Origin of the sequence: Amycolatopsis magusensis, from assembly GCF_017875555.1 — a bacterium.
Classification (GTDB): Bacteria; Actinomycetota; Actinomycetes; order Mycobacteriales; family Pseudonocardiaceae; genus Amycolatopsis; species Amycolatopsis magusensis.
On record NZ_JAGGMS010000001.1, the window covers coordinates 9,384,155 to 9,407,631 of the forward strand.

Annotated in this window: 24 protein-coding genes and 1 other RNA gene; 9 read left to right on the forward strand and 16 right to left on the reverse strand. The window is 71.6% G+C overall.

The features are described from left to right. Window positions 1-37: 37 nt before the first annotated feature. Together JOM49_RS42410 and JOM49_RS42415 are read right to left on the reverse strand one after the other, a co-directional pair. The gene (locus tag JOM49_RS42410) at window positions 38-1,282 is read right to left on the reverse strand and encodes a glycosyltransferase (protein ID WP_209670511.1); all 1,245 of its coding nucleotides are present in this window, start codon (window positions 1,280-1,282) and stop codon (window positions 38-40) included. Window position 1,283: 1 nt separating this feature from the next. Beyond that, entirely contained in the window at window positions 1,284-1,997 is a 714-nt protein-coding gene (locus tag JOM49_RS42415) for a dienelactone hydrolase family protein (RefSeq protein WP_209670513.1), read from the reverse strand. 42 nt (window positions 1,998-2,039) lie between these two features. Between JOM49_RS42415 and JOM49_RS42420 the strand changes: the two genes are divergently transcribed. Further along, window positions 2,040-2,252 carry a hypothetical protein gene (locus JOM49_RS42420; RefSeq protein WP_209670515.1) on the forward strand — a complete coding sequence of 71 codons (213 nt, stop codon included), beginning with the start codon at window positions 2,040-2,042 and terminating at the stop codon, window positions 2,250-2,252. Continuing rightward, window positions 2,249-3,019 (forward strand): hypothetical protein, encoded by a 771-nt coding sequence (locus JOM49_RS42425; protein WP_209670517.1) that lies wholly within the window; start codon window positions 2,249-2,251, stop codon window positions 3,017-3,019. Before JOM49_RS42420 ends, JOM49_RS42425 begins: the two co-directional genes overlap by 4 nt. On the opposite strand, the gene hutI is transcribed toward JOM49_RS42425, so the two are convergent. Genes hutI through hutH form a run of 5 tightly spaced genes read right to left on the reverse strand, consistent with a single transcriptional unit; the run spans window position 3,004 to window position 9,815 of the window. Then, window positions 3,004-4,143 carry an imidazolonepropionase gene (hutI, locus tag JOM49_RS42430; protein WP_209670519.1) on the reverse strand — a complete coding sequence of 380 codons (1,140 nt, stop codon included), beginning with the start codon at window positions 4,141-4,143 and terminating at the stop codon, window positions 3,004-3,006. The genes JOM49_RS42425 and hutI overlap by 16 nt on opposite strands. Beyond that, the gene (locus tag JOM49_RS42435; protein WP_209670521.1) at window positions 4,128-5,435 is read right to left on the reverse strand and encodes a formimidoylglutamate deiminase; all 1,308 of its coding nucleotides are present in this window, start codon (window positions 5,433-5,435) and stop codon (window positions 4,128-4,130) included. Before JOM49_RS42435 ends, hutI begins: the two co-directional genes overlap by 16 nt. After that, complete coding sequence (locus JOM49_RS42440; RefSeq protein WP_209670523.1) at window positions 5,432-6,631, reverse strand: allantoate amidohydrolase; 1,200 nt, start codon at window positions 6,629-6,631, stop codon at window positions 5,432-5,434. The genes JOM49_RS42435 and JOM49_RS42440 overlap by 4 nt, the downstream gene beginning before the upstream one ends. Beyond that, a complete protein-coding gene (gene hutU / locus JOM49_RS42445; RefSeq protein WP_209670525.1) occupies window positions 6,628-8,280 on the reverse strand; it encodes a urocanate hydratase in 1,653 nt (550 codons plus the stop codon). The genes JOM49_RS42440 and hutU overlap by 4 nt, the downstream gene beginning before the upstream one ends. Further along, window positions 8,277-9,815 (reverse strand): histidine ammonia-lyase, encoded by a 1,539-nt coding sequence (hutH, locus tag JOM49_RS42450; RefSeq protein WP_209670527.1) that lies wholly within the window; start codon window positions 9,813-9,815, stop codon window positions 8,277-8,279. The genes hutU and hutH overlap by 4 nt, the downstream gene beginning before the upstream one ends. A gap of 84 nt (window positions 9,816-9,899) precedes the next feature. On the opposite strand from hutH, the gene JOM49_RS42455 reads away from it, so the two are divergent. Continuing rightward, window positions 9,900-10,682, forward strand: coding sequence for an IclR family transcriptional regulator (locus JOM49_RS42455; RefSeq protein ID WP_209670529.1), 783 nt, complete (start codon window positions 9,900-9,902; stop codon window positions 10,680-10,682). A gap of 3 nt (window positions 10,683-10,685) precedes the next feature. On the opposite strand, the gene JOM49_RS42460 is transcribed toward JOM49_RS42455, so the two are convergent. The 3 genes from JOM49_RS42460 to JOM49_RS42470 form a co-directional block, all read right to left on the reverse strand. Then, entirely contained in the window at window positions 10,686-10,892 is a 207-nt protein-coding gene (locus tag JOM49_RS42460) for a hypothetical protein (RefSeq protein WP_209672326.1), read from the reverse strand. Between the two features lie 61 nt (window positions 10,893-10,953). After that, window positions 10,954-13,464, reverse strand: a complete 2,511-nt coding sequence (locus tag JOM49_RS42465) for an FtsX-like permease family protein (RefSeq protein ID WP_209670531.1) — start codon at window positions 13,462-13,464, stop codon at window positions 10,954-10,956. Further along, window positions 13,464-14,222 carry an ABC transporter ATP-binding protein gene (locus JOM49_RS42470; RefSeq protein WP_209670533.1) on the reverse strand — a complete coding sequence of 253 codons (759 nt, stop codon included), beginning with the start codon at window positions 14,220-14,222 and terminating at the stop codon, window positions 13,464-13,466. The genes JOM49_RS42465 and JOM49_RS42470 overlap by 1 nt, the downstream gene beginning before the upstream one ends. A gap of 177 nt (window positions 14,223-14,399) precedes the next feature. Here JOM49_RS42470 and JOM49_RS42475 point away from each other — a divergent pair, with 177 nt between their 5' ends. Beyond that, entirely contained in the window at window positions 14,400-14,681 is a 282-nt protein-coding gene (locus tag JOM49_RS42475) for a metal-sensitive transcriptional regulator (protein WP_153029523.1), read from the forward strand. Window positions 14,682-14,862: 181 nt separating this feature from the next. On the opposite strand, the gene JOM49_RS42480 is transcribed toward JOM49_RS42475, so the two are convergent. Next, window positions 14,863-15,285, reverse strand: a complete 423-nt coding sequence (locus tag JOM49_RS42480; RefSeq protein ID WP_209672299.1) for a DUF4396 domain-containing protein — start codon at window positions 15,283-15,285, stop codon at window positions 14,863-14,865. A 137-nt stretch (window positions 15,286-15,422) separates the two neighbouring features. Between JOM49_RS42480 and JOM49_RS42485 the strand changes: the two genes are divergently transcribed. The 3 genes from JOM49_RS42485 to JOM49_RS42495 are packed head-to-tail and all read left to right on the forward strand — an operon-like array spanning window position 15,423 to window position 18,822. Beyond that, window positions 15,423-15,632, forward strand: coding sequence for a heavy-metal-associated domain-containing protein (locus tag JOM49_RS42485; protein WP_209670535.1), 210 nt, complete (start codon window positions 15,423-15,425; stop codon window positions 15,630-15,632). Next, the gene (locus tag JOM49_RS42490; RefSeq protein WP_209670537.1) at window positions 15,632-16,561 is read left to right on the forward strand and encodes a DUF8832 domain-containing protein; all 930 of its coding nucleotides are present in this window, start codon (window positions 15,632-15,634) and stop codon (window positions 16,559-16,561) included. The genes JOM49_RS42485 and JOM49_RS42490 overlap by 1 nt, the downstream gene beginning before the upstream one ends. Before the next feature lie 14 nt (window positions 16,562-16,575). Then, window positions 16,576-18,822 (forward strand): heavy metal translocating P-type ATPase, encoded by a 2,247-nt coding sequence (locus JOM49_RS42495; RefSeq protein ID WP_209670539.1) that lies wholly within the window; start codon window positions 16,576-16,578, stop codon window positions 18,820-18,822. On the opposite strand, the gene JOM49_RS42500 is transcribed toward JOM49_RS42495, so the two are convergent. Next, window positions 18,819-19,043, reverse strand: a complete 225-nt coding sequence (locus tag JOM49_RS42500) for a hypothetical protein (protein ID WP_209670541.1) — start codon at window positions 19,041-19,043, stop codon at window positions 18,819-18,821. The two genes, JOM49_RS42495 and JOM49_RS42500, sit on opposite strands and share 4 nt — an antisense overlap. Window positions 19,044-19,183: 140 nt before the next feature. Here JOM49_RS42500 and JOM49_RS42505 point away from each other — a divergent pair, with 140 nt between their 5' ends. After that, the gene (locus JOM49_RS42505; RefSeq protein WP_209670543.1) at window positions 19,184-19,660 is read left to right on the forward strand and encodes a hypothetical protein; all 477 of its coding nucleotides are present in this window, start codon (window positions 19,184-19,186) and stop codon (window positions 19,658-19,660) included. Here the strand turns inward: JOM49_RS42505 and JOM49_RS42510 are convergent. The 4 genes from JOM49_RS42510 to ssrA all read right to left on the reverse strand — a co-directional run bounded on the left by JOM49_RS42510 (window position 19,646) and on the right by ssrA (window position 22,562). Continuing rightward, window positions 19,646-20,017, reverse strand: coding sequence for a glyoxalase superfamily protein (locus JOM49_RS42510; protein WP_209670545.1), 372 nt, complete (start codon window positions 20,015-20,017; stop codon window positions 19,646-19,648). The two genes, JOM49_RS42505 and JOM49_RS42510, sit on opposite strands and share 15 nt — an antisense overlap. Window positions 20,018-20,092: 75 nt before the next feature. Next, on the reverse strand, window positions 20,093-20,893 hold the full coding sequence (locus tag JOM49_RS42515) for a nucleotidyl transferase AbiEii/AbiGii toxin family protein (RefSeq protein ID WP_209670547.1): 801 nt from the start codon (window positions 20,891-20,893) through the stop codon (window positions 20,093-20,095). Then, entirely contained in the window at window positions 20,862-21,788 is a 927-nt protein-coding gene (locus tag JOM49_RS42520) for a type IV toxin-antitoxin system AbiEi family antitoxin (RefSeq protein ID WP_209670549.1), read from the reverse strand. Before JOM49_RS42520 ends, JOM49_RS42515 begins: the two co-directional genes overlap by 32 nt. Before the next feature lie 401 nt (window positions 21,789-22,189). After that, window positions 22,190-22,562: a transfer-messenger RNA gene (gene ssrA / locus JOM49_RS42525) on the reverse strand. 176 nt (window positions 22,563-22,738) lie between these two features. Here ssrA and JOM49_RS42530 point away from each other — a divergent pair. Next, a complete protein-coding gene (locus tag JOM49_RS42530; protein ID WP_209670551.1) occupies window positions 22,739-23,443 on the forward strand; it encodes a sensor domain-containing protein in 705 nt (234 codons plus the stop codon). Window positions 23,444-23,477 lie beyond the last annotated feature (34 nt).

Sequence of the window (23,477 nt, forward strand, 5' to 3'; positions counted from 1 at the left end):
CTACTGGCCGCCGGACGGCCCGCAACACTGCCGAAAGTCAACTCATCCGGCGTTCGAGCACCGCGACCGCTTCGGCCGCACCACCCTCGGCCTCGATCAGTGCACCCAGTTCAGCGGCCCGCCGGGCGTACTCGGGTTCGGTGGTCACCGCACGCAACGCCGCCGCGAGCGCGTCCTCGGCCAGCTCGCCGTACGGGATCGGCGCCGGACCGACCCCAAGGCCGTGCAGACGGGCGGCCCACATCGGCTGCTCGACGTCCATCGGGATGCCCACCTGCGGACGGCCCGCCGCGGCCGCCGCGGAACTGGTGCCCGCGCCGCTGTGGCTGACCACCGCGGCCACCTTCGGGAACAGCCAGTCGTACGGGACCTGCTCCACCACCAGGACGTCGTCCGGCACCTGGTCGACCTGGAGTCCGCCCCAACCGGCGACCAGCACCGCGCGCACCCCGGCGGCGCGGACGGCGGCGAGCACCGTGCGCGCGGTCCGCGCCGGGTCGGCGCCGACCAGACTGCCGAAGGTGACGCACACCGGCGGGGCACCGGCAGCCAGGAACGCGGTCAGCTCGGCGGGCGGGGTCCACGCCGGATCCGCCGGGAGGAACCAGTAGCCGGTGGTGTGCACCGCAGCGGGCCAGTCGGCGGGCGGCGGCACGACATGCCTGCTGAAGGCGTTCAGCACGGTCACGTGCTCGCCGCTCGGCGCGTGGAGGAAGTCGTGACGACCTCGGCGCTTCGGCAGGCCGAGCGAGCCACGCCAGTCGTCGATCGTGCCGCGCAGGGCCAGTCCGGCGAGCCCGTCGAGGCGGTAGGTCAGCCGGTTGAGCGCCTTGGGCAGGCGCACCGGCGCGGTCGCGCAGGGGAATTCGCTGGTCGGCACGTTGGTCGGGAACAACGACACCAGCACGGACGGCACCCCGAGCTTCTCGGCGACGTGGTTCCCGGCGGTGATCGGGTGGTGCACCACCACATCCGCGCCTTCCGCCGCGGCCGCCCAGCTGTCGTCCAAGGCCTCGCGCGCGGCGGCCTTGACCGCGCCCAGCGAGCGCGCGACCGCTCCCGCTCCCTTGCCGCTGTCCCTGGCCTCGCGGACCTCGTCGGTGTCGACCGCTTCGATCAGCGCGTCGGTGATCGGCCGGTACTCGAGGTCCCCGGCCAGGTTCGCCGAGCGAGCGGGCCCGGCCAGCCGGACCCCGTGCCCGGCCGCGCGAAGGGCCCTGGCCAGCGCCACGAACGGCTGCACGTCACCCTGGGACCCGTAGGTCAGCAGCAGCGCGTCCATCTCAGGCGGTGGTGACGTCGGCGAAGTCGAGCACCTGCGGCCAGGACAGCGCGTAGGCGTCGACGTTGACCGGGTTGCCGTGCCGGGTGCGGTTGCTGAAGCCGTGTTCCGCGCCCGGGTAGACGTGGATGATGCTCGCGCCCGTCTCGCGTGCCTGGAGCGCGGACTGCAGTTGCGCGAAACGCTCGTGCGGGACGAGCGAGTCGGCACCCGGGTACAGCATCATCACCGGCGCGGTGATCCGCGAACAGTGCTCGATGGCGTCCGCGGTGTGGTTCGGCGGGGTGTCGCCGGGGACCGTCGGGTGGTAGGCGATGGCACTGGCCAGCCGCTGGTCACGACCGGCGAGGAGCAGCGCGAACCGGCCGCCGAGGCACCAGCCGATCACCCCGGCCTTCGCGCAGCCGAGTTCGCCGAGCAGGTGGTCGAGCAGGCGGGTCTGCTCGCCGAGCGAGGTTTCGTCGTCGAGCTGGTCCAGCAGTTCCTTGAGCCGGTCGGGCGGGGTGTCGTCGCTGCTGGGGCCGTGCCAGGGATCCCAGGTCAGCGCGGTGATCCCGCGTTCGGCGAGCTGGCCGGCGTACTCCCGGACCTGCTCCCCGATGCCGGTGATCATCGGCAGCAGCAGCATTCCGCGCCGGCTGCCACCGGCCGGGCGGGCGAGGTAGGCGGACAGCGGGCCGACGGTGATGGTCGAAGTTTCGATCTCCGGTGCCATGGGGTGACGGTAAACCCGCCACGTTTCCGGCATGATGCGGGGATGGCAACGAAGCACAGCCTGGCCGGCCAGCTGGGCGGGGCACTGCCCGCCGGGATCGACGCCCTGTCCGAAGAGGAGAAAGCCCTGCTCGGCGAGGTTTTCGGCGAGGCGCGGCAAAGGCAGTCGGCGGAACTGGTGAGAGCCGTGGAGGACGGCCTTAAGTACGTGCCCGCGCTGCTGCGGGGCGCGGTCCGCCGGGCGGTCGGGCTGTGACCGCGCTCGACAGCCACGCCGAGGTGCTGAAACTGGCCCGGTTGCTGGGCGCCGACGAGACGCGCCTGTCCTTTTTGGAGAAGGTCGACGCCCGCGAGCTGCGGAAGTTGCGCACCCGCATGAGCGACGCGTTGTTCGACGCGGATCTGCCGATGCTGCAGCGGCTGGCGTCGGCGAGCAGGCTGGTGCCGAACGCGGTGTCGGCGAAGGTCGCCGAGCGCGCCTACGGTCCGCTGCTGTGCGCGCGGGTCGCCGGCGTGATGGACCTCGAGCGGACGATCGACGTGGCCAGGCGCCTGAACACCGGGTTCGTCGCCGACGTGATGGTGGAGATGGATCCACGCCGGGGCAGCCTCATTCTCGGCGGCCTGCCGCTCGCGCGGGTGCTGGACGTGATCGCCGAACTGGTGCGCAGGGAGGACTGGATCACCATCGGCCGGTTCGCCGGGCACCTGCCGGAAGCCACCGTCGAAGCCGCGCTGCCGCTGCTGCACGACGCCGCCCTGCTGCTCACCGCCTTCGTGCTCGACGACAAGGCACGCGTGGGCCAGCTGATCGCGTTGCTGCCGGTGAACCGGTTCGACGGCCTCGCCGCGGCCGCCGCCCGCCACCGCCTGTGGGGGCCGTTGTTCGACCTGCTGGCGCACATCGGCAACGGCGATCGCGAGCTACTGGTGGGTGCCCTGCGCCGCCTGGACCCGAAGTCGGTCACCGAAGCCCGCGCGCAGGCCGCCGAAATGGACGCGCTGCACTACTTGGACCACTGAACCCCGCGGCGCCACACCGCCCAGGTCAGCGGAACGCCTGGGCGGTAGGCGAGGTGCGTCACCGACGGCGCGTCGAGAACGTGCAGGTCAGCGCGGGCTCCTTCGCGCACGTACCCGACGTCGTCCCGCCGCAAGGCCTGAGCGCCGCCCGCCGTCGCGGCCCAGACGGCTTCGTCGATCGACAGGCCCATCTGCAACACCGCCGTCGCCACGCAGAAAGCCATCGAGGTGGTGTACGAGCTGCCCGGGTTCGCGTTGCTCGCCAGCGCGATGGTCGCCCCGGCGTCGAGCAGCCGTCGCGCGGGCGCGAGCGGCTGGCGGGTGGACAGGTCGCAGGCGGGCAGCAGGGTCGCCACCGTCGCGGACCCCGCCAGAGCGTCCACATCGGACGGTGACAGGTAGGTGCAGTGGTCCACGCTCGCCGCGCCGTGCTCGACGGCCAGCCGCACCCCTGGCCCCTCGCCCAGCTGGTTGCCGTGCACCCGCAGTCCGAGCCCTCTGGCCGCGGCCGCGGTCAGCACGCGGCCCGTCTGCTCCTCGTCGAAGGCGCCGGTCTCGCAGAACACGTCCGCCCAGCGCACGTGGGGCGCGACCGCGTCCAGCATCGGCCCGCACACCAGGTCCACATAGGACTCAGCGTCCGCACCGGGCGGGACCAGGTGCGCGCCGAGGAAGGTGACCTCGTCGGCGACCGCGGCGGCGATCTTCGCCGAGCGTTCCTCGTCCTCGATGCTCAGGCCGTAGCCCGTTTTCGTCTCCAGGCAGGTCGTGCCCTGCCGAGCCGCCTCGTCGGCGTGCCGGACCAGGTTCGCCGCCAGCGCCTCGTCCGATGCCGCCCGCGTCGCTTCGACCGTCACCGAGATCCCGCCCGCGGTGTACGGCTTCCCGGCCATCCGCGCCTCGAACTCGCTGGTCCGGTCACCGGCGAAGACCAGGTGCGTGTGGCTGTCCACCCAGCCGGGCAGCACCGCGCGACCGCCGACGTCCACCCGCTCGTCGGCCGCGGGCGTGCCCGAGCCGAGCCACGCGATCCGGTCGTCCTCGATCACCACCGACACGTCGCGCTGCTTCTCGCCGGTGTTCGTGGTCAGCTCGGCGATGCCGGTGATCAGGGTGCTCGCCACAGGTTCTCCATCTCCTCGGCCAGTTCCACTTGCGGGCGCTCGATCAGCTGGTGCGTGCGCTCCCGCACCACGGACCGCCCGGCCACCACCACGTCGGTGATGTCCGCCGCCGAAGCCGCGAACCACACGCCCTCCGGCTCGGCGCCCGCGGTGCGCACCGAGCACAGGTCCACGGTGACGAAGTCCGCCGCCGCGCCCGGCGCCAGCCGACCGCATTCGCCCCAGCCGATCGCCTCGTGGTCGGTGGCCGCGGCCAGCAGTTCTTCCACGGTGAACCGGCCACGCGCCTCCGCCCGCAGCCGGTCGTTCAGCTCCAGCGCCCGGGTTTCCTCGAAGGCGTCGACCACGGCGTGGCTGTCCGTGCCCAGGCTCAGCCGCACCCCGGCGTCGGCGAGTTCGCGTGCCGGGCCGATGCCATCGCCGAGATCCCGTTCCGTGGTCGGGCAGAAGCACGCACGCGTGTGCGTCCGGCCGAGCTGCCCGATGTCCGCGTCGGTCAGGTGGGTGGCGTGCACGGCGACCGTCGACGGTCCCAGCACCCCGGCGTCGGACAGCAGGGCGGTCGGTGTTTTCCCGTGGTAGCCCAAGCAATCCTGGTTCTCGGCACGCTGCTCGGACAGGTGGACGTGCAGCGGCCGCTCCCCCGCCCATTCGGCCACCACCGGCAGCTGCGCGGCAGGCACCGCGCGAACCGAGTGCACGGCCGCACCCACCCGGACCAGCTCGCTCTCGGGCCGGAACGTTCCCGCGCGCACGGCCCAGCCGTCGACATCGCCGTCGCTGAACCGCAGCTGGTGCTCCCCGAGATCAACGCCGAATCCCCCGGCGAGGTAACAGGTGTCGAGCAGGGTCAACCGGATTCCGGCGTCCACGGCGGCGCGGGCGAGTGCCTGGCCCATCTCGTTCGGGTCGTCGTAGGGCTTTCCGCCGGGCGCGTGGTGCAGGTAGTGGAACTCGCCGACGCTGGTGAACCCGGCGAGCACCATTTCCGCGTAGACACCCCGGGCCAGGCGGTAGTAGCTGTCCGGGTCCAGTCGTCCGGCGAGCGCGTACATCCGCTCTCGCCAGGTCCAGAAGGTGCCGCGATCGTGGTGCGTCCGCCCGCGCAGCGCCCGGTGGAACGCGTGTGAATGCCCGTTCGCCATGCCGGGCACGGTCAGCCCGCCGAGCACCGTGCCGGTTCTCGGCGCACCCGGCGTGACCGAGTCGATCCGGCCACCGGAGACCTCCAGCAGCACCCCTTCGGCGACCCCGTCGGGCAACCAGGCTCGCTCGCACCAGAACGCGGTCATTTCGCCACGTTCTCCAGCACGTCGGCGAGCGCGCGGGCACCGGCGTCGACGTCCGCCGCCTCCGCGAACTCCTCCGGCGAATGGCTGATCCCAGTCGGATTACGCACGTAGAGCATCCCCGACGGGACGTGTGGCGCGAGGATCGCCGCGTCGTGCCCGGCACCGGTCGGCAGCTCCGGCACCCCGCCGAGCACCCCGGACATCCGGTCCCGCAGGCCGCTGTCGAAGGTGACCGTGTCCGAATAGGACTCTTTGGTCACGCTCACCGTGCAGCCCTCCGCGGCAGCGGCTTCCTCCGCGGCACCCGCGATCTCCTCGACCAACGCCTCGGTCAGCCCGCTGCCCGGCACCCTGGCGTCCAACCACAGGTCCACTGTGGACGCGATGACGTTCGTGCCGCCGGGCGTGGGCACCAGGCGGCCGACCGTCGCCCGCGCGTCCGGCACCGACGCCGCGAGCTTGCGGACCGCGCCGATGGTCAGCGCCGCCGGGAGCATCGGGTCGTGGCGATCGGACAGCAGCGTCGCACCCGCGTGATTCCCCTGCCCCTGGAAGGAAAAGCGCCACCGCCCGTGGGCGATCACCGTGCTGCCGACGGCCACCGGCGCGCCCAGGTCGATCAAGCCGCGCCCCTGCTCGACGTGCAGTTCCAGGAACCGCCCGATCCGCGACAACGCCTCGGGATCCGGCCCGAACCGAGCCGGGTCGAAGCCCGCCCGCGAGGCCGCGTCGGCGAGCGTGTTGCCGTCCGGGTCCCGCAGGTTGCGTGCCTTGTCCGGGTCGATCGAGCCGGTGAGCAGCCGCGACCCGAGGCACGGCACGCCGAACCGGCCGCCCTCCTCCTCGGCGAACACCACCACCGCGAACGGTTTCGCCGGCGAGAACCCCTTGCGCTGCAGGATCCCGACGGCGTCGAGTGCGCTGACCACCCCCAGCGGACCATCGAACGCGCCGCCGCCGGGAACCGAGTCGAGGTGGCTGCCGGTGACCGTCGCGTCCGGCCCCGGCGAACCCCACCAGGCCCAGATGTTGCCGTTGCGGTCGGTCTCCACTTCGAGGTCCAGCCAGCCGGCCTCGGCGATGAACCACTCGCGCAGCTCGCCCTCGGCCGAATCGAACGCATGCCGTGAATAACCGCCGCGCGCGCGGTCGCGCCCGACGTCGGCGATGCGGTCGAGCAGTCCGGACGCGGTCATTCGGTCTCCTTCATCGGCACCCGCACACCGCGCTCGCCCGCGACCTCGGCGGCCCGCTCGTACCCGGCGTCCACGTGCCGGATCACGCCCATGCCCGGGTCGTTGGTCAGCACCCGCTCGATCTTCCGCCCGGCCAGCTCGGTGCCGTCGGCCACGCAGACCTGCCCGGCGTGGATGGAGCGTCCCATGCCGACCCCGCCACCGTGGTGGATCGACACCCAGCTGGCCCCGGACGCGGTGTTGACCATGGCGTTGAGCAGCGGCCAGTCGGCGATCGCGTCGGAGCCGTCGGCCATGCCCTCGGTCTCCCGGTACGGCGAAGCCACGCTGCCGGAGTCGAGGTGGTCGCGGCCGATCACCACCGGCGCCGTCAGCTCACCGCTGGCCACCATCTCGTTGAACCGCACCCCGGCCAGGTGCCGCTCGCCGTAGCCGAGCCAGCAGATCCGCGCCGGAAGTCCCTGGAAGGCGACGCGTTCCCCGGCGAGCCGGATCCAGCGCGCGAGGGATTCGTTCTCCGGGAACAACTCCAGCATGGCGCGGTCGGTGGCGGCGATGTCCGCGGGGTCGCCGGAGAGCGCGGCCCAGCGGAACGGGCCCTGACCCTCGCAGAACAACGGCCGGATGTACGCGGGCACGAAGCCGGGGAAGTCGAAGGCGCGGTCGCAGCCGCCGAGCTTCGCCTCACCGCGCAACGAGTTGCCGTAGTCGAAGACCTCCGCGCCCGCGTCGAGGAAACCGAGCATGGCGTCGACGTGGTCGGCCATGGACTCGCGCGAGCGATCGGTGAACTCGTCGGGTTTCTTGGCCGCGTAGTCGGCCCAGTCGTCGACCGCGACACCCTTGGGCAGATAAGCGAGCGGGTCGTGCGCCGAGGTCTGGTCGGTGACGATGTCCACCTCGACGCCGCGGCGCAGCAGCTCCGGCAGTACCTCGGCAGCATTGCCGATCACGCCGACCGAGAGCGCCCGCTTGTCCTTCTTGGCCGTGGTGACCCGGCGGATCGCGTCGTCCAGATCGTCGGCGACCTCGTCCAGGTATCGGGTCTCCACCCGACGCCGGGCACGCTCGGGGTCGCATTCGATGACCAGCGCGACCCCGTCGTTCATGGTCACCGCGAGCGGCTGCGCGCCACCCATGCCGCCGAGTCCGGCGGTGACGGTGAGCGTGCCCTTGAGCGAACCGCCGAACTTCTTCTTCGCCACCGCGGCGAAGGTCTCGTAGGTGCCCTGGAGGATGCCCTGCGTGCCGATGTAGATCCACGAACCCGCGGTCATCTGGCCGTACATGGTGAGCCCGAGCTGTTCCAGGCGCCGGAACTCCGGCCAGGTGGCCCAGTCGCCGACCAGGTTCGAGTTCGCGATCAGCACCCGCGGCGCCCACTCGTGCGTGCGGAACACGCCGACCGGCTTGCCCGACTGCACCAGCAGCGTCTCGTCCTCGTCCAGGGTGGTCAGGCCGCGGGTGATCCCGTCGAAGCTGGCCCAGTCGCGGGCGGCCTTGCCGGTACCGCCGTAGACGACCAGGTCCTGCGGCCGCTCGGCCACCTCGGGATCGAGGTTGTTGTGGAACATCCGCAGCGCGGCTTCGCTCTGCCAGTTCTTCGCGGTCAGCGCGGTGCCGCGGGCGGCGCGCACGGTCCTGCTCATCGGGTCTCCTCGAGTGTCGCGTTGACCACCTCGGTGACAGCACCCGAGGCGATGAGTTCTTCGGTGGCGGCGATTTCCGGCGCCAGGTGGCGGTCCGGGCCGGGCCCGGGCACGCGGGTGCGCAGCAGGTCGCGGACGGCGGCGGTGACCGGCGCGGGTTCGAGCGGTGAGCGGAAGTCCAGCGCCCTGGCCGCGGTGAGCAGCTCGATCGCCAGCACGGTCCGCAGCCCTTCGACCGCCTTGCGGAGCTTGCGCGCCGCGCTCCAGCCCATCGAGACGTGGTCCTCCTGCATGGCGCTGCTCGGAATGGAGTCCACAGAGGACGGAACGGCCAGCCGCTTCAGCTCGCTGACCACCGCGGCCTGGGTGTACTGGGCGATCATGTGCCCGGAGTCCACACCGGGGTCGTGGGCCAGGAACGCGGGCAGACCGTGCGAGCGGGCCACGTCGAGCATCCGGTCGGTCCGGCGCTCGGCGATGCTGGCCAGGTCGGCGACCGGGATGGCGAGGAAGTCCAGCACGTAGGCGACCGGGGCGCCGTGGAAGTTGCCGTTCGACTCGACCCGGCCGTCGGGCAGCACCACCGGGTTGTCCACCGCGGCCGCCAGTTCGCGGTCGGCGACCAGTTCGACGTGGGTGAGCGTGTCCCGCGCGGCGCCGTGCACCTGGGGCGCGCACCGCAGTGAATAAGCGTCCTGGACGCGGGGGCAGTCCGGGCCGCGGTGGCTCGCCACGATGCCGGACCCGGCGAGCGCCGCGTGGATCCGGCTCGCCGACACCGCCTGACCGGGGTGCGGGCGCAGGGCCTGCAGATCGGCGGCGAACGGCCGGTCGGTGCCGAGCAGGGCTTCGACGCTCATCGCCGCGGTGATGTCGGCGAGGTCGAACAGCAGGCGGAGGTCGGCACAGGCCAGCAACAGCATGCCGAGCATGCCGTCGGTGCCGTTGGTCAGCGCGAGGCCCTCCTTCTCGGCCAGCACGACCGGTTCGATCCCGGCCCGCGCAAGCGCTTGCGCCGCCGGGACGACCTGGCCTTCGTGCACCACCTCTCCCTCGCCCATCAGCGCCAGCGCGACCGCGGCCAGCGGCGCGAGGTCACCGGAGCAGCCGAGCGAGCCGTACTCCGGGACGATCGGCGTGATCTCCGCGTTGAGCAGCCGCGCGAGGGTGTCCGCGGTGACCGGGCGGACGCCGGTGTAGCCGCTGGCGAGCGTGCGCAGGCGCAGCAACATCAGCGCGCGCACGACCTCGGTCTCCACCGGCTGCCCGGCTCCGGCGGCGTGCGACCGGATCAGCGAGCGTTGCAGCGCGACCCGGCTCTCGATCGGGATGTGCCGCACGGCGAGCGCGCCGAACCCGGTGGACACGCCGTAGGTGGGCTTGGTGGCTTCGGCCAGCGCGTCGATGTGCTGACGGGTGGAGGCGAGGTTCTTCCGCGCGGACTCGGTCAGTTCGACCGCCGCCCGGCCGCGGGCGACCGCGACGACCTGCTCCGCCCGCAGCGGGTCCGCTCCCAGGTGCACTAGTTCCGGCATGCCTGCCATTGGACCCCGGCGACCGCGCGGGCAAAATCGGTGATCGAGTGGTTCCGTCTGGGATCCCAGACAGGAGGGCAGGGCATGGGCACCAGTTCCGACGTTCCCGCGCTGCGGCGCGGCCTGGGCATCCTGCGTGCGCTGGCCGAGCGGCCCGGGCCGGTGTCGGCCGGTGCCGTGGCCCGCGACCTCGGCCTGCCCCGGTCCACCACCTACCACCTGCTCGCCGAGCTGGTGGCCGCCGGATTCGTCACACACCTGCCCGACGAACGCCGGTACGGGCTGGGGATCGCGGCCTTCGAACTGGGGTCGGCCTACCTGCGGCACGACCCGCTCGAACGGCTCGCCGCGCCACTGCTGCGCAGGCTGGTCGACCGGGTCGAGCACAACGCGCACCTCGGCATCCTGCACGGGGGTGAAGCGCTGTATCTGATCAAGGAGCGGCCAGCGCGCCCGGAAACCCTGGTCACCGACGTGGGGGTGCGGTTGCCGGCGCAGCTCACCGCCAGCGGGCGGGCCATGCTCGCGCACCTGCCCGCGGCGCACGTGCGGGCGTTGTTCCCGTCGGCCGCGGCCTTCGTGCGGCGGACCGAGCGCGGCCCACGCACCCTCGCGGAGCTCCGGGCGACGCTGACCGCCGAACGCAGGCGCGGCTGGGCTGTGGAGGACGGGCACGTCACGCCGGGTTTCGCCTCGGTGGCGCACCCGGTGTTCGACCACGGCCACCGCCCGCTCGCCGCGATCAGCGTGACCTTCCGGCACGTGTGCGACTCCCCGGCCGGTGCCTGTGCTCAGGACTGGCCGGGGATCGCCGAAGAGGTGCGGCGCACCGCCGCGGAACTCACGTCCCGCATCGGCGGCGCCTGAACCTCAGTGTCGTCTGCCCGCCTCGACCGGGATGCCGAGCATCTCGAGCAGTTCCGCGCACTCGTGCGCGTCGGAGGAGTGCTGCGCGACCGTGCGCGCTGCCCTGCCTTCCTGAACGTCGCGGTGGATCTTCTCCTCCGCCTTGACTCCGGCCAGGTAGCTCGTGTCGGCCGCCGGGTCGGTAACGCTGCCATGCCTTGCCCAGGTCATTTGGCACCTTCTTCCGGCCACGCTCGATCGCGTGTCCCCCATCAGCATGACATGGGCTTGATCACGGAGCGACAGCGGCTTCGACCGGCCGCGCCCGCAGCGCGAACCACGCCGGCACCAGCGTGGCGAGCAGCACCAGCCCCGCGGACCCGCCGACGACCGCCAGCAGCACCCCGATCGGCCCGGCTGGCATCGGCGTGTCGCTGATGACCAGACTGAACGGGACCAGGGTCGTCAGCGAGACGAAACCGCCAAGGACGAGCCCGGCGACGGCGACGAGCACCGCCTCCACCGCGGTCATCCGGAGCACCTGGCCGCGCGTCGAACCGACCAGCCGCTGCAGCGCGAACTCGCGCCGCCGCTCGGCCGTGGCCAGCACCAGGGTGTTGACCAGGGAAATCACCGTGTACCCGACGATCATCGCGACCAGCAGGTAGTTCACCCACGCCCCGATGTCCTGCTGCTCGGCGTTCGCCGCGGTCACCGTCGCGCGGTCGGCGACCACCAGTCCCGGCACGCGCTCGGCCAGTCCGGCGAGCGCCGGCGCGAGGTCCGCACCCGGCTCGGCCTTCACCAGGATCTGCGGCACGGTGCCCGCGTCGGTGTGCGGCACGAGCAGGCTCGCGGGCACCAGCGCGATCTCGTAGCCCGGCCGGCCGCCGAGCAACCCGGCGATCCGCACGTCGGTCTGCGCACCGTCTCCGAAACGGAGAGTAACGGTGTCACCAATGCCCTTGCCAAGCGATTCGGCGAGGCTCGCAGGCAACGCGGCGGTTTCGCCACGCAGTTCCTCGACGCTTCCCGCGGTGAACGGGGTCGCCGTCGTCCGGCCCGCCCCTTCGGCGGTGATGCCCTGCAACGGCAGGCCCTGGTCGTCCTGCCAGCCGTCGTCGTAGTCGGTGATGAAGCCGGAACTGGTCACCAGCGCGGACGCCCCGGCCACCCCCGGCAGCTCGGCGACCGTGCCGACGAGCGACGGGTCGAACCCGCCGGTGGTGGAGGCGAGCACGGTGTCCGCCCGCAGGTTCTCGCTGAACGCGCGCTCACCGGCGGCGCCCTGCGTGGTCTGCAGGTAGATCATCGACAGCGCCATGCCGCTGGCCAGCATGATCGGCGTGATCGCGGCGGCCATCCTGACCCGGCGGTTCCGCGCGTTGAGCAGGGCGAGCCGCCCGCTCAGCCCGGTGATCGCGCGCAGCGGCCAGCGCAGGGTGGCGATGGCGATCCGCGCGATGCCGGGGCCGAGCAGGGCCAGCGCGATCGCCCACAGCATCACCGTCGGCCCGGCGGTGCTCGCCGCGACCGGTCCGGTCATCACGGTGAAGGTGATGATCACCAGCGCGATACCGCCGCCGAGGCAGAGCAGCGCGATGATCAGCCGGGGCGCGCTCAGCCAGCGGCGCTGCACGGCGGCTTCGGCCAGCGCCTCGGCTGGCCGGGCCCGCGCGGCACGGCCACCGGCGACGAAGGCCGCGCCGAACGCGGTCAGCAGCGCCGCGCCGGTCGCGCTCACCATCGGGATCCAGCCCTGGTGGTAGATCATCTGCTCGGCGACCACCCCGCGGCCTGCCAGCTGGTCGAAGAGGAATTCGCCGAGCCACTGCCCGGGGAAGTACGCCAGCAGGGTGGCGAGCACCCCGACCACCATCGTCTCGCCGAGCACCATCCGGCGCAGCTGCCCCGGCGTGGTGCCGATCGCCCGCAGCAGCGCGAGTTCCCGTCCCCGCTGCTGCACGGAAAGTCCCAGCGTGGAGGCCACCACGAAGATCGCCACCGTGGTGGCCATGCCGCCGAAGACCCCGGCGAGCGCGATCAGCCCGGTGCCGCCCTCGGCCGCGCCGAAGAACTCCGCCAGCCCGCGTTCGTCCCCGGTCAGCGAGATCGCGGGGGTCCCGCTGATCGCTTTGTCGACCTGCTCGCGGAGCGCTTCGACGTCGGTGCCGGGCGTGGTGAACACGGCGATCGCGTCGACCACGCCCGCCTTGCCCAGCAACCGGCTCGCTTCGCCGTCGGTGAAGAAGGCGGACGGCCCGGCGATGGTCCCGGTGACGGTGAACCGCTCGACCTTGCCGCGCACGGCGAGTTCGACGGTTTCCCCAGGTTGGTGCCCAGGCAGCGCGACCTGCCCCGCCCGGGTCGGCGCGACCCCCGCGACCAGCGAGTCCCCCGCCAGTTCGGCGGAACTCCAGCCGTGCCCGGGGAGTCGGCGGCCGTTTTCGTGCACGTCGAAGGTGACGTCGGGCAGCGCGCGCTCGACGCCCTGGAGCTTCTCGATCCGCGTGATCAACCCGGCGTCGAGGCGGACGCGCTCGGACAGCACCCCGCTGTCCCGGTCCTTGCCGTAGTCCTCCTCGTCCGGGGCGACGGGCTCCTCCGGCAGGTCGATCTGCTGGTTGCCGGAGATGACGAGCGGTGCCGCGGCGAACCGCTCCGGCGGGACCGCCGAGCGGATGCCCGTCTCCATCAGCCCGCCGCAGGCGAGCACGATGGCGGCCCCGAAGAACAACGCGATGAACGAGGCGGTGAACCCGCCCTTGCGGAAGCGCAGCATGCGCGTGGCGATGCGGAACATCAGGCGTGCGCTCCGGCTCTGGCGGCGGCGAAGGCGCCGAGGTGGGTCATCCGCTCGGCCACCAGATCGGCGGTCGGGTCGTGCAGTTCGTCGGCGACGCGGCCGTCGGCGAGGAAGATCACCCGGTCCGCGTGCGAGGCGGCGACCGGGTCGTGGGTGACCATGACGATCGTCTGCCCGGCGAACCGGACGGACTCGCGCAGCAGGCCGAGGACTTCCAGCGAGGTCTGGGTGTCCAGCGCACCGGTCGGCTCGTCGCCGAACACCACCGCGGGACGGCTGACCAGCGCCCGGGCTATCGCGACGCGCTGCTGCTGACCACCGGACAACTCACCGGGCAGGTGCTTGCGGCGGGAGGTCAGCCCGATGCGGTCGATGATCTCGTCGACCGCGCGGCGGTCCGGCTTCTTGCCGGACAGGCGCAGCGGCAGCGTCACGTTCTCCAGCACGTTCAACGCCGGGAGCAGGTTGAACGCCTGGAAGACGAACCCGACGCTCTCCCGGCGCAGGCGCGTCAGCGCCACCTCGTTCATGCCGCCGAGCTCGTGCCCGTCGAGCACCACCGAGCCCGACGTCGGCCGGTCGAGGCCCGCCGCGCAGTGCAGGAACGTGCTCTTGCCGGAACCCGAAGGCCCCATCACCGCGGTGAAGCTCCCCCGCGAAAACCCGATCGTCACCCCGTCGAGCGCGACGACGCGGTTACGCTCCCCACCGTAGGTCTTGACCACGGAGGTCAGGCGGACCACTTCCTGGTTCATGGCTTTCTCCTCGCTCACTTGCTGCGACGAGCATGTCGAGCGGGCGGCACCGGAACCATGGGGTGCGCGGGCGTAGCCGGGGTGGGGCTGGCCCTACCCCTCGATCGGCGGGCTGATCCCCATACCGGGGTTGGGTATCATGGCAGGAACGACACGATCGAGGTAAAGGGGTGCGGCATGGCCAGCTACAGCGGCGACAAGGAGGCGTACCTCAAGCGGCTGCGCCGGGTGGAGGGGCAGATCCGCGGGTTGCAGCGGATGGTCGAGCAGGACAAGTACTGCATCGACATCCTCACCCAGGTCTCCGCCGCGACGAAGGCGCTGCAGGCGTTCTCGCTCGAACTGCTCGACGAACACCTGTCCACCTGCGTGGTCGACGCGGCCGCGGCCGGCGGCAAGGAAGCCGAAGCGAAGGTCAAAGAAGCCTCCGAAGCAATCGCCCGCCTGGTCCGCTCCTAACCCCACACTCCCGCACCCGAACCACACACTCAGGCATTCGAGTCACACACTCGTGCAGCCGAACCCCACATTCGCGCAGCCGAGTCCCACACTCGGCCCGAAGCCATCGGACACGAATGTGGCTTTGGGGGCCGATTCCGCCCCCAAAGCCACATTTGTGTCCCATGAGAGGACTCGGCACTCAGTGGTGGTGCGCGTGCACCTTCGCGTGGCCCAGGCCCCGGCCGATCAGCCACTTGTTCACCGGCACGGTGAGCACGAAGGCCACGGCCAGCGCGAACGCCAGCGCGCCCCAGAACAGCCAGTGCCCCAGCCCGGCTTCCATCGCCCCGGGCACGGTGACCATCACCGCGTTGTCCACCAGCTCCATCACCGCGATCGACACGGTGTCCGCGGCCAGCGCCACCCGCAGCGCCTGCCGGAAGCCGACGCCCGAGCGCAGCACCCCGCGCATGGTCAGCGCGTAACCGAAGACGAACGCCAGAGCCACCGCCAACACGATCGTGGCGACGTTGGAGAATCCCAGCGCGGTACCGATCACCATGCCCAGCACCTCCCCGATGGCACAGCCGGTGAGGCAGTGCAGCGTCGCGCTCGCGGCCATCCCCCAGCTCGCTCCCGGCCGGTGTGCGTCACCCGTCATCACGGCACCTCCGCCTGTCCTGTCGATCGAGTTGCTACGGTACCCCCCAAGGGTATACATTCGAGTCAAGCGGCAGCCAACCGAGAGGACGCACGAAGATGACCGAGACGACCTACGCGGTGACCGGGATGACCTGCGAGCACTGCGCACGGTCCGTGACCGAAGAAGTCGGCAAGATCAGCGGCGTGACCAAGGTCGACGTGGATCTGGCCGGTGGCGCGGTCACCGTCACGAGTGAAAACGGCCTGGACGACGCCGAAGTGCGTGCCGCGGTCGACGAGGCCGGCTACGCGGTGGCCGCGAGCTGATGAACACCGCCGCGAAGCTCTCCGCGTACGGCGCGGCGCTCGTCCTGGTCGCCGGTGGCGGCTGGGCCATCGGCGGCGCCGCCGGGCCGGTCGCCGCCTCGTCCGGAGCACCGGCGGCGGCGCACAGCGACACCCACGACGCGGCCGGGCCCGCCGGCGCGGCCACCGGGCTGCCCGGCGGGCTGGCCAGCTCGCTGAACGGCTACACCCTCGTGCCGTCCACCACCACCCTGCCCACCGGCACCACGCAGCCGTTCACCTTCCGGGTGCTCGGCCCGGACGGCGCGCCGGTCACCGCGTACGACGTGGAGCACGAGAAGCGCATGCACCTGATCGTGGTGCGCCGCGACACCGCGGGCTTCCAGCACCTGCACCCGCAGCTCGCCGCCGACGGTTCCTGGTGGATCCAACTGGGACTCCCGCAGGCCGGCAGCTACCGCATGTACGCCGACTTCAAGCCGACCGGCGGCCAGGCCACCACGCTCGGCGTGGACCTGTCGACGCCGGGCGACTACCAGCCCGCCTGGTACCCACCCGCCCGCGAGTCCGAAGTGGACGGTTATCGGGTGCGACTGGACGGCGACCTGGTCGCCGGGCGGTCGTCATCGGTCCGGCTGACCGTCACCAAGGACGGCCGCGAGGTCACCGATCTCGAGCCGTACCTCGGCGCCTACGGCCACCTCGTCGCCCTGCGCGGCGGCGACCTCGCCTACCTCCACGTCCACCCGGACGAGAGCGCCACCGCGGGCCCCACGATCGACTTCCACACCGAAGTACCCTCCCCCGGTACCTACCGCCTGTTCCTGGATTTCCAGCACGGCGGCGAGGTCCGGACGGCCGAGTTCACCGTCGAGGCCCAGGGCACGGCTCCGGCGGCACCGGCACCCGCCGCCGAGGGCGACGGGCACGGCCACTCCCACGGCGGATGAAGTAAGGACGCGACATGAGTTCGGAAACGCGGGAACGCCTCAGCAGCGAGGTCGAACTGGCGATCACCGGCATGACCTGCGCCTCCTGCGCCGCCCGGATCGAGCGCAAGCTCAACAAACTGGACGGCGTCACCGCGACGGTCAACTACGCGACGGAGAAGGCGAGGGTCAGCTACCCGGCCGAGCTGGAACCCACCGCGCTGATCGAGCAGGTGGAAGCGGCGGGGTACGCGGCAACGGTGCCACGCAAGGACAAAGCCGTCACCGAGTCCGAAGTGGACGATGACCCGATCCGCCCGCTGCGGCAGCGGCTGATCGGCTCGGCCGTGTTGTCGGTGCCGGTGATCGCGCTGGCGATGATCCCGGCCATCCAGTTCGAGTACTGGCAGTGGATCTCACTCACCCTCGCCGCACCGGTACTGGTGTGGGCGGCGTGGCCGTTCCACCGGGCGACCTGGGTCAACCTGCGCCACGGCGCGGCGACGATGGACACGCTGATCTCCATCGGCACGCTCGCCGCGTTCGCCTGGTCGCTGTACGCGCTGCTGTTCGGCACCGCGGGCACGCCGGGCATGACGCACCCGTTCGAATTCACCATCGAACGCACCAGCGGTGACGGCAACATCTACCTCGAGGTCGCCGCCGGGGTCACCACGTTCATCCTCGCCGGGCGCTACTTCGAGGCGCGGTCGAAGCGGCGGGCGGGCTCGGCCCTGCGCGCGCTGCTGGAGCTGGGCGCCAAGGAGGTCGCGGTCCTGCGGGCGGACGCCGAAGTCCGCATCCCGATCGACGAACTCGCGGTCGGCGACCGGTTCGTGGTGCGGCCGGGCGAGAAGATCGCCACCGACGGCGTGGTCACCGAAGGCAGCTCGGCGATCGACGCGAGCATGCTCACCGGTGAGTCCGTGCCGGTCGAGGTCGGCTCCGGCGACTCGGTCGCCGGCGGGTGCGTGAACGCCGGCGGACGGCTGGTCGTGCGGGCCACGCGTGTCGGCTCGGACACCCAGCTGGCGCAGATGGCGAAGCTGGTCGAGGACGCGCAGAACGGCAAGGCCGCGGCGCAGCGGCTGGCCGACCGGATCTCCGCGGTCTTCGTGCCGGTGGTCATCGCGCTCGCGGTGGGCACGCTGTTCTTCTGGCTCGGCGCGGGCGCGTCGGCCTCGGGGGCGTTCACCGCGGCGGTGGCCGTGCTGATCATCGCCTGCCCGTGTGCGCTGGGCCTGGCCACGCCGACCGCACTGCTGGTCGGCACCGGCCGCGGCGCGCAGCTGGGCATCCTGATCAAGGGCCCGGAGGTGCTGGAGTCGACCCGCCGGGTGGACACCGTCGTGCTGGACAAGACCGGCACGGTGACCACCGGCCAGATGTCCCTGGTGGACGTCCACCTGGCCGAGGGCACCACCGCCGAGGAGGCGCTGCGGCTCGCCGGTGCGCTCGAAGACGCTTCGGAACACCCCATCGCGCAGGCCATCGCCCGCGGCGCCAAGGACAGGACGGGCCGCCTGCCCGGCGTCGAGGACTTCACCGCGGTCGAAGGGCTCGGCGTGCAGGGCACGGTCGACGGGCACGCGGTGGTGGTCGGCCGGGTCGCACTGCTCGCGCAGTGGAGCCTGCACCTGCCGGAAGCGCTCGCCGAGGCCAAGGCGGAAGCCGAACGACGCGGGCAGACCGCGGTGGCCGTCGGCTGGGACGGGCGGGCGCGCGCGGTGCTCACCGTCGCGGACACGGTGAAGCCGACCTCCGCCGAGGCGATCGCGAAGCTGAAGGAACTCGGCCTGACCCCGGTGCTGCTGACCGGCGACAACGAGGCCGTGGCGAAGACGGTCGCCGACGAGGTGGGCATCGCCGAGGTGATCGCCGAGGTGCTGCCCCGCGACAAGGCCGACGTGATCGCTCGGCTGCAGGGCGAGGGCAAGGTGGTCGCCATGGTCGGCGACGGGGTCAACGACGCCGCCGCGCTGGCGAAGGCGGACCTGGGCCTGGCCATGGGCACGGGCACCGACGTGGCGATCGAGGCGAGCGACCTGACCCTGGTGCGCGGCGACCTGCGGGCCGCCGTCGACGCCATCCGCCTGTCGCGGCGGACGCTCGGCACCATCAAGGGCAACCTGTTCTGGGCCTTCGCCTACAACGTGGCCGCACTCCCGCTGGCGGCCGCCGGCCTGCTGAACCCGATGATCGCCGGGGCGGCGATGGCGCTCAGCTCGGTCTTCGTGGTGACCAACAGCCTGCGCCTGCGCGGGTTCCGCGCGGCCACCTAACGATCCAGTTCGTCTTCGAGGATGGTGTCGACCTGGCGGGCGGCACGGCGGAGGGCGGCGCACGCGAGGAACACGAGCAGCGCCGCCCCGCCGGAAACCCACATCGCGCGCCACGAGAAGAAGTAACCGATCAAGCCGAGAACCTCGACGAGCACGAGGCTGCCCACCACGGTGGCGGACCGGACGTGCTGGGCCAGTAGCCGGCTGGCGAGTTCGTTCATGCCAGGGAACTCGACTCGATCAAGCTAGTTGTTACGCACAGTCACTTGAATTTTCTAGCTTTCACCCATTCGGGAGGGCTGGATAACGGTCCCGGCACGGTCGTAACGAACGACCCCGTGCGAACGGCTTTCAGCGCGTTATGACGGTCATCGGGATCAGCGGCCACCGCGAACTGCCCTGCGCGGCCCGCGTGCACGCCATCGAAAAGATCAACGCGGTGCTGGCCGAAGCGGCCGCGCCGGTGATCGGGCTGAGCAGCCTGGCCAAGGGTGCCGATCAGCTGTTCGCCGAACTGCTGCTGCGCTCGGGCGGCACGCTGTTCGCCGTCATCCCGTCGCGGGACTACTCGGCCACGTTCAGCGGCGCCGCCAGGGACACCTACCTGCGCCTGCTCACCGCGGCGAAGAGCGCGGTCACCCTCGACCACGCCACCGCCTGCGACGCCGCCTTCGACGAAGCCGGGAGGTTCGTGGTGGAGCACAGCGACCTGCTCGTCGCCGTCTGGGACGGCAGCCCGGCGCGCGGCACCGGGGGCACGGCGGACGCCGTGGCGCACGCCCACCGCCTGAACCGCCCGGTCACCATCGTCTGGCCGGACGGCCTAGCCCGCCCGTGAGCCCTGCTGGACCGACCACTGGTTGCCGTCCGGGTCGCTGAAGAACACGAACGGCCCGCCCGGCAGGTCCTGGATCTCGCTCACCTCGATCCCGCGCCCGGCCAGCTCGGCGTGCGCGGCCTCGATGTCGGAGACCACCAGCTGCAACCCGGGCTGCGACCCGACCGGCGCCTGGGTGACCCCCTTGCCGATCACGATCGAGCAGGCCGACCCCGGCGGCGTCAGCTGGACGAACCGCAGGTCCTCACTGACGCGGTGATCGTGATCCGCCACGAAGCCCACCTGGTCCACGTAGAACGCCTTGGCGCGATCCACGTCCGAGACCGGTACCTGCGCCAGCTCCAGCTTGTAGTCCATCTCCGCCACCTTCTCCAGACCGGAATGCTCTGTTCTGTTCCTACTGTATCAGAACGGAACGATCCATTCCAATACTTAGCCGCGAGCAGTTTCGCGGACGCCCGCACCCAACGCGCGCGCGAGGACCAGCCCACGAAGGACGCGCATGTCGCGAGCCAACCGCCCGAGCGCGTCCTCGTCCTCGACGATCCGGAGCAGCGCCGCCACGCCCTCCGCGTCGAGCAGCCCGGGCAGCTGCGACCCGAGCAGCCAGGCACCGGCCGGCGCCGGGTCGAAGTCGTGCCGGACCAGGACGGCCACCTCGTCGTCGTACAGGCGGTCGAAGTACTCCCCCGTGGAATACCAGCCGATCATCGTCGCCAGGTCGATGGCGTCGCGCGTGGTGTCGGCCCGCCGTTCCCACCACGTCAGCAGCTTGAGCAGCGCGAGCGCCGGGATCGCCGGGACCCGGATCTCCAGGCCACCGGGCAGGAGCACCGTCTCGGCTGCCTCCACGGCCTCGCTCAGGCCTCGGACGTTCATGCGGTGGTCGTCCGGCCAGAGGATCGTGCGATCCTCGCCTTCGATACCGCCGTGGGGCACCACGTCGACCTCGACGCCCTCGACGAGGAACGCGTGGACGTGGCGGCCTCGCCTCTCGAGCTTGGCGGCCAGTCGCTCGAAGTCGGCCCACGAACCCACCGCGGCGGCGATGTCGATGTCGCGGGTCGCCCGCTCCGGCGGGCCGCCCACCAGCCCGATCGACGGGATGGTCCGCGCCGTCGCGCCCACCACGAGGTAGTCGACACCCGCCTCGCGGGCCGCGGCGTCGACACGTGTCAGCACCCGCGCGGCCAGCAGGAGGTCAGGTTCGGTCGAGTCGCGTAAGTCGATCATCACTGGTCCTGATGCGGTCTCCGTGGTCACGCTGACGGGGATCCCCCGAGGCCAGCAGGTCGGCGTAGACCAGGGTCGACGGCACGGTCCAGGTGTCCACGCCGGGCGCCTGCCAGAACCGCTGCCGGAGGTGCACGTTCCCGGTCCCTTCCGCGCGGACCATGCGGTGCCTGCCGATGAGCGCGAGCGGGGTCTGCTCGACGTAGAGCGTCAGCGAGGCGGGACGCAGGTGCGGGTCGAGCAGGCAGGCGGCGGCCTCACCACCCACCTGCGCCCCCGCCCGCACCAGCTCGGACTCCGAGTTCCGCCACCACGAAAGGTCTTCGACGGAGAACTCGCCGAGGGCGAGCGCGGGACCCAGCGTGATCGAATACGCCTCCGACCAGCGGTTGAGCAGTTCCCCGCCGCGGGTCAGCCGGCGACCGTCCGCCCCTTCGTACAGGTAGCCCGCGGTGGCGAGTTCGTCGACGGCCATCTGAGCCGTGCCCAGCGAGACGCCGCTCGCCCTGGCCAGCACCCGCAGTGGCTCCGCCGCCATCTCCGGCCAGCTGAGCAGCACGAAGCCGACTTTGAGCCCGGCGCGGCCGAAGGCGCGCGCACCCCGGGCGGGTGCCTTGGGCTGCCGCACCGCGGGCTTGCGACGCCCTCGGACGTCGATGAGCACATCACCCCAGGCGAGGTGGGCGTTGCCCGCTGTGTCGAGGTAGTCGATGCCGCGGGCGCGCAACCGCTCGGCCACCGGCTCGCTGATCGACGGCGCCACCACCAACGTCGGCGGCGAGCCGGGCACGTGCACCGCCGTCGCCAGCTGCGGCGTCAGCCGAGGCTGGACGTGCAGGCCGTAGGTCCGAGTCACACCCGCGCCGGTGGTGATGTCCAGCCCCCCAGCCGACAACTCCCCCCGAAGCCCGAACTCCGCCAGCCGCCGCCGAAGCTCCCCCCACAACGCCTCGTTCAAAAAACCCGCATGTTCATTTTCCCTGAACATCCCCCCATACTGAACACTCCCCCACCCCTCCGCAACCCCCACCGATGGCGAAGCCGAGCCCCCAGCCGCCAATAGCGCAGCCGAGCCCCTCCAGCAGCGCGCCCACCGATGGCGAAGCCGAGCCCACCCGATAACGCAGCCGAGGCCTCCGATGGCGAAGCCGAGGAGCACCCACAACATTCGCGAGCCGACAGCATGGGGGTCCAGGGGGCAAGCCCCCTGGCCGGGGGTCTGGGGGCTCGGCCCCCAGATAAACGCCCGAACACAAGTCAACGGCGAGTGCTCCCCACGAGCACTCGCCGTCGACGAAGTGGAGGTGCCGGGAATTGAACCCGGGTCCTCTGGCGCCTCAACAAGGCTTCTCCGTGCGCAGTCCGCTATGCCTCTACTCGGCCCCATCGATCACGCGAACAAGCCGATGTGACGGGCCCAGCCACTGTTGGTTTCCCGACCGGACCCCGTGGCCGGGTCCGGCGGTAGAGCCTCCTAGCTGATGCCGGCGACCGGGACGGAGGCACTCCCGGGCCGACAGACCACGCGCTCGCTCAGGCGGCGAGGGCGTAGTCGCGCTGGCTATTGGCCTTGGCGCTTATTGGTTTGCGATGACGCTTACGGTGGTCTCTCGCCTGCACCGGCACGCTTCCCTCGAATCGACGTCCAAAGTCGAAACCGTTCACCCCCTGGTGGGTTGTCGCTACGAACCTGTCCATCATAACGCCTTCGCGCAACCCGGTATTCCGGCGCCGTGGTGGGGTTGTCCCTACCCCCGGGATGCCCGTGCGCACCATGGCCGCCCGGCCCCCTCTGCGGCGAAGCTTGGTCCGGTAAGCGCAACGGACGTCTGAAGGGAACCAGCCATGACAACGGCACAGGTCGAGCAGGACGGCAGCCGGTCGCGTCCGCGGTTCGCGGGGTCGCTGGGCTTCCTGCTGATGAACCTCCCCCTCGGCATCCTCGGCTTCGTGTTCCTCTTCACCCTCTTCGTCTCCGGTGTCTCCACCGCGATCGTCTGGGTGGGGTTGCCGATCGCCGGGCTGGCCGTGTTGGTCGCCCGCGGCGCCGCCCGGGTGGAGCGCGCTCGCGTCTACGCCATGCTCGACAGCTACATCCCGGTCCCCTACCGGGCGCTGCCGGAAGGCGGCCAGAAGGCGCGCTGGAAGGCCCGGCTGAAGGACGGCGCCACCTGGCGCGACACGGCCTACTTCTTCCTGCTCTTCCCGATCGGCATCATCCAGTTCACCCTGGTGGTCACCTTCTGGGCGGTCAGCCTGGCCTTCGCCGGCCTGCCGATCTACTTCCGCTACCTGCCCACCGGGGCCTACCACTTCCCCAGCTACGACGCGGGCCTGCGCTGGATCACCGTGGACTCCACCGTCGAGGCGCTGCCGTGGGCGGCGCTGGGCGTGTTGTTCATGGCGGTCTCGGTGGCGCTGACCCGGGGACTGGCCGCCGGGCACGCCCGGTTCGCCAGGGTGCTGCTCGGCCCGGCCAGCCGCTGGGAAGAGGAAGGGGACCGCGTCCCTTTCCCGGGGACCCCGGCGATGTCGACGGTGGCAGGATGACCGTCGTCACCACTGCGCAGGGAGGACCGGCGAT

Excerpts from the sequence above, each read along its gene's own strand:
- JOM49_RS42470 (WP_209670533.1), bottom strand. The coding sequence starts at position 14,222 with ATGAACCAGGAAGTGGTCCGCCTGACCTCCGTGGTCAAGACCTACGGT.
- JOM49_RS42440 (WP_209670523.1), bottom strand. The coding sequence starts at position 6,631 with ATGACCGCGTCCGGACTGCTCGACCGCATCGCCGACGTCGGGCGCGAC.
- JOM49_RS42515 (WP_209670547.1), bottom strand. The coding sequence starts at position 20,893 with ATGATCGACTTACGCGACTCGACCGAACCTGACCTCCTGCTGGCCGCG.
- hutH (WP_209670527.1), bottom strand. The coding sequence starts at position 9,815 with ATGCCGGAACTAGTGCACCTGGGAGCGGACCCGCTGCGGGCGGAGCAG.
- JOM49_RS42475 (WP_153029523.1), top strand. The coding sequence starts at position 14,400 with ATGGCCAGCTACAGCGGCGACAAGGAGGCGTACCTCAAGCGGCTGCGC.
- JOM49_RS42410 (WP_209670511.1), bottom strand. The coding sequence starts at position 1,282 with ATGGACGCGCTGCTGCTGACCTACGGGTCCCAGGGTGACGTGCAGCCG.
- JOM49_RS42480 (WP_209672299.1), bottom strand. The coding sequence starts at position 15,285 with ATGGCCGCGAGCGCGACGCTGCACTGCCTCACCGGCTGTGCCATCGGG.
- JOM49_RS42485 (WP_209670535.1), top strand. The coding sequence starts at position 15,423 with ATGACCGAGACGACCTACGCGGTGACCGGGATGACCTGCGAGCACTGC.
- JOM49_RS42505 (WP_209670543.1), top strand. The coding sequence starts at position 19,184 with ATGACGGTCATCGGGATCAGCGGCCACCGCGAACTGCCCTGCGCGGCC.
- JOM49_RS42500 (WP_209670541.1), bottom strand. The coding sequence starts at position 19,043 with ATGAACGAACTCGCCAGCCGGCTACTGGCCCAGCACGTCCGGTCCGCC.
- JOM49_RS42495 (WP_209670539.1), top strand. The coding sequence starts at position 16,576 with ATGAGTTCGGAAACGCGGGAACGCCTCAGCAGCGAGGTCGAACTGGCG.
- JOM49_RS42455 (WP_209670529.1), top strand. The coding sequence starts at position 9,900 with ATGGGCACCAGTTCCGACGTTCCCGCGCTGCGGCGCGGCCTGGGCATC.
- JOM49_RS42530 (WP_209670551.1), top strand. The coding sequence starts at position 22,739 with ATGACAACGGCACAGGTCGAGCAGGACGGCAGCCGGTCGCGTCCGCGG.
- hutU (WP_209670525.1), bottom strand. The coding sequence starts at position 8,280 with ATGAGCAGGACCGTGCGCGCCGCCCGCGGCACCGCGCTGACCGCGAAG.
- JOM49_RS42460 (WP_209672326.1), bottom strand. The coding sequence starts at position 10,892 with ATGACCTGGGCAAGGCATGGCAGCGTTACCGACCCGGCGGCCGACACG.
- JOM49_RS42435 (WP_209670521.1), bottom strand. The coding sequence starts at position 5,435 with ATGACCGCGTTCTGGTGCGAGCGAGCCTGGTTGCCCGACGGGGTCGCC.
- JOM49_RS42465 (WP_209670531.1), bottom strand. The coding sequence starts at position 13,464 with ATGTTCCGCATCGCCACGCGCATGCTGCGCTTCCGCAAGGGCGGGTTC.
- JOM49_RS42415 (WP_209670513.1), bottom strand. The coding sequence starts at position 1,997 with ATGGCACCGGAGATCGAAACTTCGACCATCACCGTCGGCCCGCTGTCC.
- JOM49_RS42510 (WP_209670545.1), bottom strand. The coding sequence starts at position 20,017 with ATGGACTACAAGCTGGAGCTGGCGCAGGTACCGGTCTCGGACGTGGAT.
- JOM49_RS42490 (WP_209670537.1), top strand. The coding sequence starts at position 15,632 with ATGAACACCGCCGCGAAGCTCTCCGCGTACGGCGCGGCGCTCGTCCTG.
- JOM49_RS42420 (WP_209670515.1), top strand. The coding sequence starts at position 2,040 with ATGGCAACGAAGCACAGCCTGGCCGGCCAGCTGGGCGGGGCACTGCCC.